The 14,096-nt window shown below is 57.7% G+C and carries 16 protein-coding genes; 12 read left to right on the top strand and 4 right to left on the bottom strand.

Going from position 1 to position 14,096, the window contains the following annotated elements; all coding sequences use genetic code 11:
* Positions 1-127: 127 nt before the first annotated feature.
* Positions 128-1,216 carry an asparaginase gene (locus tag AB4O41_RS05970; RefSeq protein WP_201059996.1) on the bottom strand — a complete coding sequence of 363 codons (1,089 nt, stop codon included), beginning with the start codon at positions 1,214-1,216 and terminating at the stop codon, positions 128-130.
* Positions 1,217-1,551: 335 nt separating this feature from the next.
* Between AB4O41_RS05970 and AB4O41_RS05965 the strand changes: the two genes are divergently transcribed.
* The 8 genes from AB4O41_RS05965 (at position 1,552) to AB4O41_RS05930 (ending at position 9,203) form a co-directional block, all read left to right on the top strand.
* Positions 1,552-2,004, top strand: coding sequence for a hypothetical protein (locus AB4O41_RS05965; RefSeq protein ID WP_460146675.1), 453 nt, complete (start codon positions 1,552-1,554; stop codon positions 2,002-2,004).
* 179 nt (positions 2,005-2,183) lie between these two features.
* A complete protein-coding gene (locus AB4O41_RS05960; RefSeq protein ID WP_123356334.1) occupies positions 2,184-3,140 on the top strand; it encodes a sugar ABC transporter substrate-binding protein in 957 nt (318 codons plus the stop codon).
* A 56-nt stretch (positions 3,141-3,196) separates the two neighbouring features.
* Positions 3,197-4,750 (top strand): sugar ABC transporter ATP-binding protein, encoded by a 1,554-nt coding sequence (locus AB4O41_RS05955; RefSeq protein ID WP_460146674.1) that lies wholly within the window; start codon positions 3,197-3,199, stop codon positions 4,748-4,750.
* Positions 4,747-5,724, top strand: coding sequence for an ABC transporter permease (locus AB4O41_RS05950; RefSeq protein ID WP_007905898.1), 978 nt, complete (start codon positions 4,747-4,749; stop codon positions 5,722-5,724). Before AB4O41_RS05955 ends, AB4O41_RS05950 begins: the two co-directional genes overlap by 4 nt.
* 3 nt (positions 5,725-5,727) lie before the next feature.
* Complete coding sequence (locus AB4O41_RS05945) at positions 5,728-6,747, top strand: LacI family DNA-binding transcriptional regulator (RefSeq protein WP_460146673.1); 1,020 nt, start codon at positions 5,728-5,730, stop codon at positions 6,745-6,747.
* 76 nt (positions 6,748-6,823) lie between these two features.
* Positions 6,824-7,741, top strand: a complete 918-nt coding sequence (rbsK, locus tag AB4O41_RS05940) for a ribokinase (protein WP_460146672.1) — start codon at positions 6,824-6,826, stop codon at positions 7,739-7,741.
* Positions 7,683-8,141 (top strand): D-ribose pyranase, encoded by a 459-nt coding sequence (gene rbsD, locus AB4O41_RS05935; protein ID WP_460148298.1) that lies wholly within the window; start codon positions 7,683-7,685, stop codon positions 8,139-8,141. The genes rbsK and rbsD overlap by 59 nt, the downstream gene beginning before the upstream one ends.
* A gap of 33 nt (positions 8,142-8,174) precedes the next feature.
* The gene (locus AB4O41_RS05930; protein WP_460146671.1) at positions 8,175-9,203 is read left to right on the top strand and encodes a nucleoside hydrolase; all 1,029 of its coding nucleotides are present in this window, start codon (positions 8,175-8,177) and stop codon (positions 9,201-9,203) included.
* A gap of 38 nt (positions 9,204-9,241) precedes the next feature.
* On the opposite strand, the gene AB4O41_RS05925 is transcribed toward AB4O41_RS05930, so the two are convergent.
* The gene (locus AB4O41_RS05925; RefSeq protein WP_367372099.1) at positions 9,242-9,448 is read right to left on the bottom strand and encodes a hypothetical protein; all 207 of its coding nucleotides are present in this window, start codon (positions 9,446-9,448) and stop codon (positions 9,242-9,244) included.
* A 132-nt stretch (positions 9,449-9,580) separates the two neighbouring features.
* Here AB4O41_RS05925 and AB4O41_RS05920 point away from each other — a divergent pair, with 132 nt between their 5' ends.
* Both AB4O41_RS05920 and AB4O41_RS05915 read left to right on the top strand, forming a co-directional pair.
* Entirely contained in the window at positions 9,581-9,886 is a 306-nt protein-coding gene (locus AB4O41_RS05920; RefSeq protein ID WP_008075867.1) for a hypothetical protein, read from the top strand.
* Positions 9,887-10,048: 162 nt separating this feature from the next.
* On the top strand, positions 10,049-10,366 hold the full coding sequence (locus AB4O41_RS05915) for an I78 family peptidase inhibitor (protein WP_460146670.1): 318 nt from the start codon (positions 10,049-10,051) through the stop codon (positions 10,364-10,366).
* Positions 10,367-10,438: 72 nt separating this feature from the next.
* Here AB4O41_RS05915 and AB4O41_RS05910 read toward each other — a convergent pair whose 3' ends face one another.
* Positions 10,439-10,651, bottom strand: a complete 213-nt coding sequence (locus tag AB4O41_RS05910) for a cold-shock protein (protein WP_007905882.1) — start codon at positions 10,649-10,651, stop codon at positions 10,439-10,441.
* A gap of 292 nt (positions 10,652-10,943) precedes the next feature.
* Positions 10,944-11,246, bottom strand: a complete 303-nt coding sequence (locus AB4O41_RS05905) for a hypothetical protein (RefSeq protein ID WP_460146669.1) — start codon at positions 11,244-11,246, stop codon at positions 10,944-10,946.
* A gap of 374 nt (positions 11,247-11,620) precedes the next feature.
* Here AB4O41_RS05905 and thrS point away from each other — a divergent pair, with 374 nt between their 5' ends.
* Both thrS and infC read left to right on the top strand, forming a co-directional pair.
* Positions 11,621-13,543, top strand: coding sequence for a threonine--tRNA ligase (thrS, locus tag AB4O41_RS05900; protein WP_010455934.1), 1,923 nt, complete (start codon positions 11,621-11,623; stop codon positions 13,541-13,543).
* The gene (gene infC / locus AB4O41_RS05895) at positions 13,543-14,094 is read left to right on the top strand and encodes a translation initiation factor IF-3 (protein WP_169857083.1); all 552 of its coding nucleotides are present in this window, start codon (positions 13,543-13,545) and stop codon (positions 14,092-14,094) included. Before thrS ends, infC begins: the two co-directional genes overlap by 1 nt.
* Positions 14,095-14,096 lie beyond the last annotated feature (2 nt).

Genomic DNA, 14,096 nt, shown 5'->3' with positions numbered 1-14,096 from the left:
AGTAGTTTTTTCCGTTTGGTGTAGGACGAAGGGGTTTTTTTTATCGGAAAAAGTCGTGAACCACTCACCAAGGCTGGCGAGGTGGTGACAGCGGTGCCCGACCCGGAACAGGTCGGGCGAGGGCGAATCAGTATTCCCAGAACATCCGTTGCAGCTCTTTGCTGTCGTTGGTCTTGGTCAGTGCGACCATGGCCAGGATGCGGGCTTTTTGCGGGTTCAGGTCGTGCGCCACCACCCAGTCGTACTTGTCGTCAGGCTGTTCGGCGTTACGCAGTACGAAACCACCGGCGTTGACGTGGGAAGAACGAATGATTTGCACGCCGTCCTTGCGCAGGGCTTGCAGGGCGGGAACTACCCGAGACGAGACCGAGCCATTGCCGGTGCCGGCATGGATGATGGCTTTAGCGCCCGACTGAGCCAGGGCTTTGTAAGCGGTGTCGCTGACGTTGCCGTAGGAGTACGCAATTTCGACATCCGGCAGGCTCTTGATGGTTTTGATGTCGAATTCCGAGTCCATAGTGTGGCGCTTGGCCGGCAGGCGGAACCAGTAGGATTTACCTTCGACCACCATCCCCAGTGGGCCCCAGGCACTTTTGAACGCCTCGGTCTTGATGTTGATCATTTTGCTGACGTCGCGACCCGACTGGATTTCATCGTTCATGGTCACCAGTACGCCTTTGCCGCGCGCATCTTTGCTGCTGGCCACGGCGACGGCGTTATACAGATTGAGCATGCCGTCAGCCGACATGGCGGTGCCAGGGCGCATGGAGCCTACGACGATGATCGGCTTATCGGTTTTTTCCACCAGGTTGAGGAAGTAAGCGGTTTCTTCCAGCGTGTCGGTGCCGTGGGTGATGACAATGCCATCGACGTCATTGCTGTCGGCCAACTCAGCCACCCGACGGCCCAGTTGCAGCAGGTTGTCGTTGGTGATGCTTTCGGACGCGATCTGCATGACCTGTTCGCCGCGAACGTTGGCCAATTGGCTCAGTTCCGGAACCCCTGCGATCAACTGTTCGATACCGACTTTCGCCGCTTGATAGGTGGCGCTATTAGCAGCGCTGGCTCCCGCGCCGGCAATGGTGCCGCCGGTGGCCAGGATCACCACGTTTGCCAGTTTCTGTTGAGTTTCGACTTCTTTTGCCTGAAGGGCGGTCGGAAGGAGTAGCAAGAGGGCCAAAGCGCCCGGAATAAAAGTGTTGAAGGCAGATTTCATTATTGTTTTCTCTAGTAGTGAGACGGTGCGGAATGCAGGTCATCTAGAAGCGCCCCAAGCAGATCTGAATGCCGGGGGTGTAGAAGAAGAGCAGGATCTGTACCAGCCTGATATTCAACAATAAGGTCTTTTAACTTTATGATTTTTAAATGAATTATTGAAGCGTCTGGAAAAGTATTGGTACTTGGTCGTCCGGGTTTCCGAACATGTGCTGCTTTTACGTTCGGCTCTCCGACCTTCATTGAGAAAGTCGCCTTGCAAAATCGGAAATCAGTGCTAAAGAATCCCCTGCGCAGGTCGATGCTCCTTTAAAGGGATCTTTTTCAGGAGTTCACATGTCGTTTACTGTCGGTTTTCCAAATGCAGGCGCAATCACTATCGCTGGCAAGTCCCCGGCGACCATCAACGCCTTGAGTGAAGCGACGTCCGACGCCTCGGCTCAAGCGCTGGGCGAAGAAGAGGGGAGCGACAACCAGGTCAGGACCGGTGGCGGCGCGCAGACTCAGAACGAAACCAAATCCGAAAAAACCAGCAATCAAAGTATTGCGGTACAGGTATTGCTCAAGCGCATGCAGGAACTGCAGCAGCAATTGCGCGAACAGCAGCAACAACTGGCGGCCGCTCAGGCAGCGAATTATCCGACTCCGGAAGCCAAAGCCACCGCTGTCATGTCGATCCAGGGGCAAATCGCCGATACCAGCGGTGCGCTCGCGCAAGTGACAGGCAATCTGGTCAAAGAGCTGGCCAAGGGTTCCAGCAGCGGCAATCTGGTCAGCACGACGGCGTGATGTAAAAGGGTCGACTTTTGCCAACCAAGCACAGAGCGGGTCGTTGACAAATCTCGACAGGGTTCGCATAGTTCGGTCTACGCAAACGTTTGCGCGGTGGTCCTTAATGGCTTGATCCCGTGAGGGGCAGGATCCCAGCGCAGCGTTGCTCAGAATAATCATAAGATCGGAGTGAACCCATGAAGCTGCCATTCGCTGGACGTCTTCTCGCTGTCGCAATGCTGGCTGCCGCATCCGCCGCGCTGCCTGTCTCTTCGGCTTTCGCCGAAACCCCTGAAAAACCTAAAGTCGCATTGGTCATGAAATCCTTGGCCAACGAATTCTTCCTGACCATGGAAGACGGCGCCAAGGCTTACCAGAAAGACCACTCCGGCGACTTCGAATTGATCTCCAACGGCATCAAGGACGAAACGGACACGGCTGGCCAGACGCGCATCGTCGAGCAAATGATTTTGTCCAAAGTCAATGCATTGGTCATCGCCCCGGCAGATTCCAAGGCCATGGTTCCGGTCATCAAGAAAGCAGTCGATGCCGGCATCACCGTGATCAACATCGATAACCAGCTTGACCCCGCCGTGGTCAAAAGCAAGAACATCACCGTTCCGTTCGTAGGTCCGGACAACCGCAAAGGTGCGCGTCTGGTGGGTGAGTACTTGGCCAAACAGCTGAAGGCCGGTGACGAAGTCGGCATCATCGAAGGCGTTTCCACCACCACCAACGCCCAGCAGCGCACGGCGGGCTTCAAGGATGCGATGGAGGCAGCGCAGATCAAAGTCGTGTCCCTGCAGTCCGGCGATTGGGAAATCGACAAGGGCGGCAAGGTTGCCTCGTCGATGCTCAGCGAGTACCCGAACATCAAGGCCCTGTTGGCCGGCAACGACAGCATGGCCGTCGGCGCAGTGTCTGCTGTGCGCGCGGCGGGCAAGGCCGGCAAGGTGCAAGTGGTCGGTTACGACAACATCAATGCTATCAAGCCAATGCTTAAGGACGGCCGCGTCCTGGCCACCGCCGACCAGTTTGCTGCCCGGCAAGCGGTGTTCGGCATTGAGACTGCGCTGAAAATCATCAAAGGCGAGACAGTCGATAGCGGCGTCAACGGCGTCATCGAAACTCCGGTAGAGCTGGTTACCAAGTAGTCCTTCTGGCAACACAACGGTGCTCGCCTCTTGGGGCGGGCACATGGAGAGTTTTTATGTCCGTTTGCGCCCCGAACGCTGTCCTCTCGGTCAGCGGTATCGGCAAAACCTATGCCCAACCCGTCCTCACCGGTATCGACCTGACGTTGATGCGCGGCGAAGTGTTGGCGCTGACCGGCGAGAATGGCGCCGGTAAAAGTACGCTGTCGAAAATCATAGGTGGACTGGTTACGCCGACCACCGGCCAGATGCGATTCCAGGGCCAGGATTACCGTCCCGGCAGCCGGAGCCAGGCCGAAGAGCTGGGCATCCGCATGGTCATGCAAGAACTCAATCTGTTGCCAACGTTGTCGGTGGCGGAAAACCTGTTTCTCGACAACCTGCCCAGCCACGGTGGCTGGATTAGCCGCAAGCAACTGCGCAAGGCGGCGATCGAGGCCATGGCCCAGGTCGGCCTCGACGCCATCGATCCAGATACGTTGGTCGGCGAATTGGGTATCGGCCATCAGCAAATGGTCGAGATCGCCCGCAACCTGATCGGCGATTGCCACGTGCTGATCCTCGACGAGCCGACAGCCATGCTGACGGCTCGTGAAGTTGAAATGCTGTTCGAGCAGATCACCCGCCTGCAAGCCCGGGGCGTGTCGATCATCTACATTTCCCACCGCCTCGAAGAATTGGCACGGGTGGCCCAGCGCATTGCGGTATTGCGCGACGGCAACCTGGTCTGCGTCGAGCCGATGGCCAATTACAACAGCGAGCAACTGGTCACCTTGATGGTCGGCCGTGAATTGGGCGAGCACATCGACATGGGACCGCGCAAGATTGGCGCGCCGGCCTTGACGGTCAAAGGGCTGACTCGTTCCGATAAGGTTCGCGATGTGTCCTTCCAGGTGCGTGCCGGTGAGGTTTTCGGAATTTCCGGTTTGATCGGAGCAGGGCGCACCGAGTTACTGCGCCTGATCTTCGGCGCCGATACAGCCGACAGCGGCACCGTCGGGCTGGGGGCGTCGGCTCAGGTGGTGAGTATTCGTTCGCCGGCCGACGCGGTTGGTCACGGCATCGCCCTGATCACCGAAGATCGCAAGGGCGAAGGCCTGCTGCTGACGCAATCGATCAGCGCCAACATTGCCTTGGGCAATATGCCGGTGATTTCCAGCGGTGGCTTCGTCAATAACAGTGACGAGATGTCGCTGGCCCAGCGTCAGATCAACGCCATGCGCATTCGCAGTTCCAGCCCGACGCAATTGGTCTCGGAACTGTCCGGCGGCAATCAGCAGAAAGTCGTGATCGGCCGCTGGCTCGAGCGCGACTGCACGGTGATGCTATTCGACGAGCCGACCCGTGGCATCGACGTCGGCGCCAAGTTCGATATCTACGCATTACTCGGTGAGTTGACCCGTCAGGGCAAAGCGCTGGTAGTGGTGTCCAGCGACCTGCGCGAACTGATGCTGATCTGCGATCGCATCGGTGTGCTGTCGGCAGGGCGTCTGATCGACACTTTCGAGCGTGACAGCTGGACCCAGGATGATTTGCTTGCCGCCGCTTTCGCCGGCTACCAAAAACGTGATGCGTTGCTCAACGAAGCAGCGCCTAGGGATCTTCCATGAATACTGCATCTTTGGCCGGCAAACGTAGTGGCAACTTCTACGGCCTCGGCACATATCTGGGCCTGGCCGGTGCCTTGCTGGCGATGGTCGCGCTGTTCTCGGTCCTGAGCAGCCATTTTCTGTCTTACGACACCTTCAGCACTCTGGCCAACCAGATTCCCGATTTGATGGTGCTGGCGGTCGGCATGACCTTCGTATTGATCATCGGCGGTATCGACTTGTCGGTGGGGTCGGTGCTGGCGCTCGCGGCCTCGGCGGTCAGTGTGGCGATTCTCGGCTGGGGCTGGAGCGTCTTGCCAGCGGCTTTGCTCGGCATGGCGGTAGCGGCATTGGCTGGGACTATCACCGGTTCGATCACCGTGGCGTGGCGGATTCCGTCGTTCATCGTGTCCCTCGGTGTGCTGGAAATGGCGCGAGGCCTGGCGTATCAGATGACCGGTTCGCGCACCGCCTACATCGGTGATGCCTTCGCCTGGCTGTCCAATCCGATCGCGTTCGGCATCTCGCCGTCATTCATCATCGCCTTGCTGATTATCTTCATCGCCCAGGCCGTGCTGACGCGTACGGTGTTCGGTCGTTACCTGATCGGCATTGGCACCAACGAAGAGGCAGTGCGTCTGGCGGGGATCAATCCGAAGCCCTACAAGATCCTGGTGTTCAGCCTGATGGGGCTGCTGGCCGGTATCGCTGCGTTGTTTCAGATTTCGCGCCTGGAAGCGGCGGATCCGAATGCCGGCTCCGGCCTGGAGCTACAGGTAATCGCCGCGGTCGTGATCGGCGGCACCAGCCTGATGGGCGGGCGCGGCTCGGTCATCAGCACATTCTTCGGCGTGCTGATCATCTCCGTACTGGCGGCCGGCCTGGCGCAGATCGGCGCGACCGAACCCACCAAGCGCATCATCACCGGTGCGGTGATCGTGGTGGCGGTGGTGCTTGATACTTATCGCAGTCAGCGCGCAAGCCGGCGGACCTGAGTCATGGCAACAATCAAGGATGTAGCGGCACTCGCGGGCATTTCCTACACCACGGTTTCCCATGTGGTGAACAAGACGCGTCCGGTCAGTGAGGAAGTACGGGTCAAGGTCGAGGCGGCGATCAAAAGCCTCGACTACGTGCCCAGTGCCGTGGCCCGGTCGTTGAAAGCGAAAACCACCGCGACCATCGGCCTGCTGGTGCCCAACAGCCTCAACCCGTACTTCGCCGAGTTGGCCCGTGGCATCGAGGATTACTGCGAGCGCAATGGCTATTGCGTCATCCTCTGCAACTCCGATGACAACCCGGACAAGCAACGCAGCTACCTTCGCGTATTGCTGGAAAAACGCATTGACGGCCTGATCGTTGCGTCAGCCGGTGGTGACAGCGGTCTGGCCGAAGGTCTGGCGGGTGTGCGTACGCCAATGGTGATCGTCGACCGTGGGCTCGAAGGTCTCGATGCCGATCTGGTGCGTATTGATCACGAGTACGGTGCCTATCTGGCGACCCGGCACCTGTTGGAGCTGGGACACCGCGACATCGCCACGATTGGTGGGCCGGCGAGTACCAGCGTGGCGCAAATGCGTCTGGCCGGTTATTGCCGCGCCTTGAAAGAGGCGGGCGTCGAAGTGCCGCGCGAGCGCATGCTGGAAAGCGACTTCACCAGCACCGGCGGTTACAACGCCGCCGCGATCCTGTTGGAAAAGAACCCACCCAGCGCGATCTTCGCCGGTAACGACATGATTGGCATCGGTGTGTTGCGCGCCGCTGCCGAGCGCAATATTCGTGTGCCCACCGAGCTGTCGGTGATCGGCTTCGACGATATCCAGATGAGCCGTTACGTCTATCCGGCGCTGACCACCGTGGGCCAGTCGATCCTGCAGCTTGGTGAGATGGCGGCCGAAGTGCTGTTGCGCAGGATTGCCACGCCGGATCTGGCGACCGATCAGCGCATCGTGACGCCCAATATTGTCCTGCGCGAATCGACTGCGCCGCTGGTTGGTGTGTTCGCTGAGTACCGCTGAACAAAAAGCACCGCTAAACAAAAAGCACTGCTGAAACCAAAAGCACCGCAGAAACAGAATTGACGAGTAGTGATGTATGCCAGCAAAAGTAGTGGTAATAGGCAGCCTGAACATGGACCTGGTAACCCGGGCGCCACGGCTGCCCCGTGGTGGTGAAACGCTGATTGGCCAATCGTTTGCCACGGTTTCCGGCGGCAAGGGCGCGAACCAGGCCGTGGCTGCGGCGCGGCTGGGGGCGCAGGTGTCGATGGTCGGTTGTGTCGGCAGCGATGCCTATGGCGAAGCGCTGCGCGGGGCGTTGTTGGCCGAGCAGATCGATTGCCAGGCGGTCAGTACGGTCGAAGACTCCAGTGGCGTGGCGTTGATCGTGGTCGATGACAACAGTCAGAACGCCATAGTGATAGTTGCCGGTGCCAACGGTGCGCTGACGCCCGAAGTGATCGACCGTTTTGACGCCGTATTGCAAACGACGGATGTCATCATCTGTCAGCTGGAAGTGCCGGACGCCACAGTTGGCCATGCTCTGAAGCGCGGTCGTGAGCTGGGTAAAACCGTGATTCTCAATCCGGCGCCGGCCAGTCGCCCGCTGCCGGCGGATTGGTATGCGGCCATCGATTACCTGATCCCCAACGAAAGCGAAGCCTCGGCCCTGAGCGGTTTACCGGTGGACTCCCTGAGCACCGCCGAAACCGCCGCGGCCCGCTTGATCGCCATGGGTGCCGGCAAAGTGATCATCACCCTGGGTTCTCAAGGATCACTGTTCGCCGATGGCAAACGCTTCGAGCATTTCCCTGCACCGAAAGTGAAGGCGGTCGACACCACTGCGGCCGGCGACACGTTCGTCGGTGGTTTCGCAGCAGCCTTGGCGGCCGGCAAAAGCGAGGTCGAGGCGATCCGCTTCGGCCAGGTCGCCGCAGCGCTGTCGGTCACCCGGGCTGGCGCACAACCTTCGATTCCCACCTTGTCCGACGTACAGGCCTTTAAAGCACCATGAAAAGACTCCTTTGCTTAACGTCGCACTCTCGCGGCTGATCGCCTCCCTGGGCCATGGCGACACAGTCGTGATCGGCGATGCCGGCCTGCCGGTTCCACCCGGCGTCGAGTTGATTGACCTGGCCTTGACCCACGGGATTCCGGATTTCGTCAGTACCTTGAAGGTCGTGCTGAGCGAAATGCAGGTCGAAAGCCATGTGCTGGCCCATGAGATTCTGGACAAGAAACCTTCGGCATTGAGCACGCTGGATGAACTGAATGCCGAAGGTGCGCTGGGTCGGCGTGAATTGCTCAGTCATGACCAATTCAAAGTACTCAGCCGACAAGCACGGGCGATTATTCGTACAGGCGAATGTCAGCCGTACTGCAACATCGTTCTGGTGGCTGGCGTAACGTTCTAACTTTCCGTTCTTCCCATGCACAAGGAGTGCGCTATGCATCGCTATGCTCAGAAACTGAACCACCTGCTCCGGAGTCTGCTGCTTTTGTCCCTGATTACCGCAACAAGCGCCCAAGCGGCGGAAAAGATCGACTTGATCATCGACACCGATCCGGGTGCCGATGACGTGGTCGCCTTGCTGTTTGCCCTGGCATCACCGGAAGAGTTGAATATTCGTGCGCTGACCACCGTTGCTGGCAACGTGCGTCTGGACAAGACCTCGCGTAATGCGCGTCTGGCCCGCGAATGGGCAGGGCGCGAGGAGGTGCCTGTTTACGCGGGCGCACCGAAACCCATGATGCGCACGCCGATCTATGCAGAGAACATTCACGGCAAGGAAGGTTTGTCGGGTGTCACGGTCCACGAGCCGAAGAAAGGCCTGGCCGAAGGCAATGCGGTCAATTATCTGATCGATACCCTGAAGGCCGCCAAACCCCACAGCATCACCATCGCCATGCTCGGTCCACAGACCAACCTGGCCCTTGCGCTGATCCAGGAACCTGAAATCGTTCAGGGCATCAAGGAAGTGGTGATCATGGGCGGTGCGCACTTCAACGGCGGCAACATCACCCCGGTGGCCGAATTCAACCTGTTTGCCGATCCTCAGGCTGCGGAAGTGGTGCTGAAAAGTGGCGTCAAGCTGACTTACTTGCCGCTGGACGTGACCCACAAGATCCTGACCAGTGAAGCGCGCCTGAAGCAGATCGCCGCCCTGAACAACAATGCCAGCAAGCTGGTGGGCGATATTCTCAACGAGTACGTCAAGGGCGACATGGAGCACTACGGCATTCCGGGTGGCCCGGTGCATGACGCCACAGTCATCGCTTACCTGCTCAAGCCGGAGTTGTTCACTGGCCGTTCGGTCAACGTAGTGGTTGATAGCCGCGAAGGGCCGACCTTCGGCCAGACCATTGTCGACTGGTATGACGGCCTGAAGGCACCGAAAAATGCCTTCTGGGTTGAAAGCGGCGACGCTCAGGGCTTTTTCGACCTGTTGACCCAGCGTCTGGCTCGTTTGAAATAAGGGGCACACCCGCAGGTGCCAGCCTGCGGGTTTTTACGTTACTCGGTGACTGTTGCGCCCATGTAGTCAACGGGGTATCTCTCGAATATCTGAGTGATGAAGGTCTGTGCGGCTTGTGTTCCCAGTTCCTTGACCAACAAATCGATACCAATGATCGCCAGCTCTTCCGGGCTACCCGGGCTGTAAGAGCTGTGGCCCTGTGGCCACTTGGCTTTGATGTCGGCGTCGATGCTTACGGTGGTCATGATGGCGCTCGTGAAGTCGGGAAAGTCTGAGTGTCGAGTTAACCATTTTGCGGGACGTTTGGCACTCCGACTTAGGCATGAGGGGAGGGCTATGCGACACTTGGTCTTTGACGATTTTTCAAGGACCGTGCTGTGCAGATCGATTTGAACACTCCTGACGGCTTGACTCTCGAAGCGGTGCGTCAGCTGCTGGCTTCTGCCAGTGACGATGAACATACTCAGTTGCGGGTCACCAAGGGCGGCATCGCCTACATCTCGTCGGGCATTGTGGGCGGCACGGACATCGACGGGTTGCTGTTTCGCCTGGAGACCTGGGCCAAGGGTTCCGGTTATGTCGGATTGGTAGCGGCCAGCGACGAGGTCTGGGTCATGCAGATTTTCAATGCGCTCAAGGAGAACTGGCCGAAACCGCCTTTCGACTACATCGACGTTTACTGATCACGTTCATATTCAGTCACGATTGATTGATGAACGGCATGCCGATGCTCAGGCACACTCGCGGCTGTCTGTATCGAGGGATGCGATAGTGCCCGCCCTGAAACCAAACGCCAAAATGGCAGTCGCACGATCTCTGCTTAATTATTGAATGAAGGAGGCTTCATGCCTTGGAAGCTCGCGTCATTGGGTACTTTGTTGGCCGCCACTCTGCTGGCCGGTTGCAGCAGTACGTCCACCGATTCGGCAAAGGACCCTGTGGCGACCGACACCGGTCACAGTCGTTGTGAAGCAAAGGCTGCCGAATTTGCCCTTGGCAAAAAGGCTTCGCCTGAATTGCTCGAGCAGGCACGTACCCGCGCAGGCGCGCAGAATGCCCGGTTCCTCAAGCCTGATGACATGGTGACCCTGGAGTACCGCTCCGATCGCCTGAACCTGAACACCGACAACAACCTGGTGGTCACCCGCGTCAACTGTGGCTGATTGCTTCAGGCTTTTGTTTCGCCCATAAAAAACCCCGTCACATGGACGGGGTTTTTTTAGTGCGGCAGAAAATTACTCTGCGCGGACTTGTGCAGCTTGCATACCCTTTTGGCCTTTCTCAGCCACGAAGGAAACGGTCTGGCCTTCTTTCAGGCTTTTGAAACCGTCGCTTTCGATAGCTTTGAAGTGTACGAACAGGTCGTCACCGCCACCTTGAGGAGTGATGAAGCCGAAGCCTTTTTCATCGTTGAACCATTTAACGGTGCCGGTTTGGCGATTAGACATGGTGTATCTCCAAGAAACATATATTTTCAGTAGTACTGTGCTGCTCAGGCCAACTGGGCACACCGGAGTATCATAGTCGAAATGTTCGCTTTGGGAGCCCCCCGGGTGAGCTGTTTGCCCTGCAGTCGCGGTTGCTTTGTTGCTTCGTGTGGCTGAAAGCCCCGGTTTAAAAGGCTTTCAACCGAAAGTATAGACAATAAAAAAAGCTGAAAAACCTGCAAAATTTGTACGAAAAAGCTGTTTTCAGACACTTTTCATCGGCTTCGAAGGCCTTCGAGGCGCTTCGTTGAGCTTATTTTTTCGCCTTGTTATCGACCTTGCAGGCGGCGATCTGGCCCAGTGCCTTCTGTTGCAGTTCCGGGCTGGCCTTGTTATCCATCAGAGCCTGAATGTCGCTGGCCGGGTACGATTTGATTGCGTCGGCACCACAGGCGCAGTGTGACTTGGCTGCCGCAGCGCCGATCTGCGGAGTGGCCGCCTGAGTGCACTGAGCCATGTATTTCTCGCGCTCGCCCTTTGGCCAGTCGGCATGGGCAGCCAGCGGCAGCAACAGGACGACGGGTGCGACGATGGCGAATAAACGATTCAGACGCATGCTGAGATGCTCCTTTTGGGTCAATGTCTTGTTATCTGAGGGGTAAAGCATGGTTCAAGTTCAGCACTCTGGCATAAAAATGCCTGATTTACCCCCGCAGAAAACCTTGCCAACGCGACGACCGTTCATCTGTGCTAGCATGCCTCGCTCGGGCGTTTGCAGGCTCCGGATGACCTTCAGTCCCGGTAGCGGCAGCGGCTCGAATAACCCTGATTTGAATCCCAGTCACTCTGGTTCGGTTTTCCGGTTGGCCGCAAGGCTCCTGCCGCTGTAAGGCAGGCGTTCGTTATTGAATGGCCTGGATCGGATCTTGTACTGGCTCATCCCAACCCACGTGACCTTTGGTAGGGGTCACCACTAGGAGAGGAGGCGCCATGCCAACTATTACTCTTCCCGACGGCAGTCAACGTTCATTCGATCACCCGGTTTCCGTAGCCGAGGTCGCCGCATCCATCGGCGCCGGTCTGGCCAAGGCCACCGTGGCCGGCAAGGTCAATGGCAAGCTGGTCGACGCCAGCGACATCATCGACAGCGATTCCACGCTGCAAATCATTACGCCAAAGGATGAAGAGGGGCTGGAGATCATTCGCCACTCTTGCGCCCACCTGGTTGGCCATGCGGTCAAGCAGCTGTACCCGACGGCCAAGATGGTCATCGGCCCGGTCATCGACGAAGGCTTCTATTACGACATCGCCTTCGAGCGTCCTTTCACGCCGGACGACCTGGCCGCCATCGAACAGCGCATGCAACAGCTGATCGAGAAAGATTACGACGTGATCAAGAAAGTCACTCCGCGCGCCGAAGTGATCGAAGTGTTCAAGGCCCGCGGCGAAGACTACAAGCTGCGTCTGGTCGAAGACATGCCGAACGAGCAGGCCATGGGCCTGTACTATCACGAAGAATACGTCGACATGTGCCGCGGTCCGCACGTGCCGAACACGCGCTTCCTGAAATCCTTCAAGCTGACCAAGCTGTCTGGCGCCTACTGGCGTGGCGATGCCAAGAACGAGCAATTGCAGCGCGTTTACGGCACCGCATGGGCAGACAAGAAGCAACTGGCGGCTTACATCCAGCGCATCGAAGAAGCCGAGAAGCGCGATCACCGCAAGATCGGCAAGCGTCTGGGCCTGTTCCACACCCAGGAAGAGTCGCCGGGCATGGTGTTCTGGCACCCGAACGGCTGGACTCTGTACCAGGTGCTCGAGCAGTACATGCGCAAGGTTCAGCGCGACAACGGTTACCTGGAGATCAAAACTCCACAAGTCGTTGACCGCAGCCTGTGGGAGAAATCCGGGCACTGGGCCAACTACGCCGACAACATGTTCACCACGCAGTCGGAAAACCGCGACTACGCCATCAAGCCGATGAACTGCCCGTGCCACGTGCAGGTGTTCAATCAGGGCCTGAAAAGCTACCGCGAGCTGCCGATGCGTCTGGCTGAATTCGGTGCCTGCCACCGTAACGAGCCGTCGGGTGCGCTGCACGGCATCATGCGCGTTCGCGCCTTCACTCAGGACGATGCTCACATCTTCTGTACTGAAGAACAGATGCAGGCCGAGTCCGCTGCGTTCATCAAGCTGACCATGGACGTTTATGCCGACTTCGGCTTCAAAGACGTCGAGATGAAGCTGTCCACTCGTCCGGAAAAACGCGTCGGTTCCGACGAACTGTGGGATCGCGCCGAAGCTGCACTGGCTGCAGCCCTTGATAGCGCTGGCTTGCCGTACGATCTGCAACCAGGCGAGGGTGCGTTCTACGGTCCGAAGATCGAGTTTTCGCTGAAAGATTGCCTCGGTCGCGTCTGGCAATGTGGTACCCTTCAGCTCGATTTTAACCTGCCTGTCCGTCTGGGAGCCGAATACGTCTCCGAAGACAACAGTCGCAAGCACCCGGTTATGTTGCACCGGGCGATCCTGGGCTCCTTCGAACGTTTCGTCGGAATCCTGATCGAGCACTACGAGGGTGCGTTCCCCGCGTGGCTGGCTCCGACACAGGCAGTGATCATGAATATCACTGATAAACAGGCTGATTTTGCCGCTGAGGTTGAAAAAACCCTCAATGAAAGCGGATTTCGTGCCAAGTCTGACTTGAGAAATGAAAAGATCGGCTTTAAAATCCGCGAGCATACTTTGCTCAAGGTTCCCTATCTCTTGGTTATCGGAGATCGGGAAGTCGAGATGCAGACTGTCGCTGTGCGTACTCGTGAAGGTGCTGACCTGGGCTCGATGCCCGTCGCCCAGTTCGCTGAGTTTCTCGCGCAAGCGGTTTCCCGGCGTGGTCGCCCAGATTCGGAGTAATTACTATTAAGCGTGAAATGAGACAAGATAAACGAGCTGCACCGAAAGCCCCGATCAACGAGAATATCTCGGCACGCGAGGTTCGGTTAATTGGGGCTGAAGGTGAACAGCTTGGGATTGTGTCAATTGAAGACGCGCTTCTTAAGGCTGAAGAGGCCAAACTGGATTTGGTGGAAATTTCCGCCGATGCAGTACCCCCTGTTTGCAAACTGATGGACTACGGCAAATCGATCTTCGAGAAGAAGAAGCAGATTGCCGCGGCCAAGAAAAACCAGAAGCAGATTCAGGTTAAAGAAATCAAGTTTCGTCCAGGGACGGAGGAAGGGGATTACCAGGTAAAACTGCGCAACCTGGTACGTTTCCTGAGTGATGGGGACAGGGCCAAGGTATCCTTGCGATTCCGCGGCCGTGAGATGGCCCACCAGGAGCTGGGGATGGAACTCCTCAAGCGAGTTGAAGGTGACTTGCTCGAGTACGGTTCGGTCGAACAGCATCCTAAGATGGAAGGACGCCAGCTGATCATGGTCATCGCCCCGAAAAAGAAGAAGTAATC

The sequence above is a fragment of the Pseudomonas sp. S2_A02 genome (assembly GCF_054668495.1).
The sequence above is the reverse complement of the archived record's forward strand: the minus strand, read 5'-3'. Positions and strand labels throughout refer to the sequence as shown.

Coding starts and splice junctions, on each gene's coding strand:
- AB4O41_RS05970 (WP_201059996.1), bottom strand. CDS start 1,216: ATGAAATCTGCCTTCAACACTTTTATTCCGGGCGCTTTGGCCCTCTTG.
- AB4O41_RS05965 (WP_460146675.1), top strand. CDS start 1,552: ATGTCGTTTACTGTCGGTTTTCCAAATGCAGGCGCAATCACTATCGCT.
- AB4O41_RS05960 (WP_123356334.1), top strand. CDS start 2,184: ATGAAGCTGCCATTCGCTGGACGTCTTCTCGCTGTCGCAATGCTGGCT.
- AB4O41_RS05955 (WP_460146674.1), top strand. CDS start 3,197: ATGTCCGTTTGCGCCCCGAACGCTGTCCTCTCGGTCAGCGGTATCGGC.
- AB4O41_RS05950 (WP_007905898.1), top strand. CDS start 4,747: ATGAATACTGCATCTTTGGCCGGCAAACGTAGTGGCAACTTCTACGGC.
- AB4O41_RS05945 (WP_460146673.1), top strand. CDS start 5,728: ATGGCAACAATCAAGGATGTAGCGGCACTCGCGGGCATTTCCTACACC.
- rbsK (WP_460146672.1), top strand. CDS start 6,824: ATGCCAGCAAAAGTAGTGGTAATAGGCAGCCTGAACATGGACCTGGTA.
- AB4O41_RS05930 (WP_460146671.1), top strand. CDS start 8,175: ATGCATCGCTATGCTCAGAAACTGAACCACCTGCTCCGGAGTCTGCTG.
- AB4O41_RS05925 (WP_367372099.1), bottom strand. CDS start 9,448: ATGACCACCGTAAGCATCGACGCCGACATCAAAGCCAAGTGGCCACAG.
- AB4O41_RS05915 (WP_460146670.1), top strand. CDS start 10,049: ATGCCTTGGAAGCTCGCGTCATTGGGTACTTTGTTGGCCGCCACTCTG.
- AB4O41_RS05910 (WP_007905882.1), bottom strand. CDS start 10,651: ATGTCTAATCGCCAAACCGGCACCGTTAAATGGTTCAACGATGAAAAA.
- AB4O41_RS05905 (WP_460146669.1), bottom strand. CDS start 11,246: ATGCGTCTGAATCGTTTATTCGCCATCGTCGCACCCGTCGTCCTGTTG.
- thrS (WP_010455934.1), top strand. CDS start 11,621: ATGCCAACTATTACTCTTCCCGACGGCAGTCAACGTTCATTCGATCAC.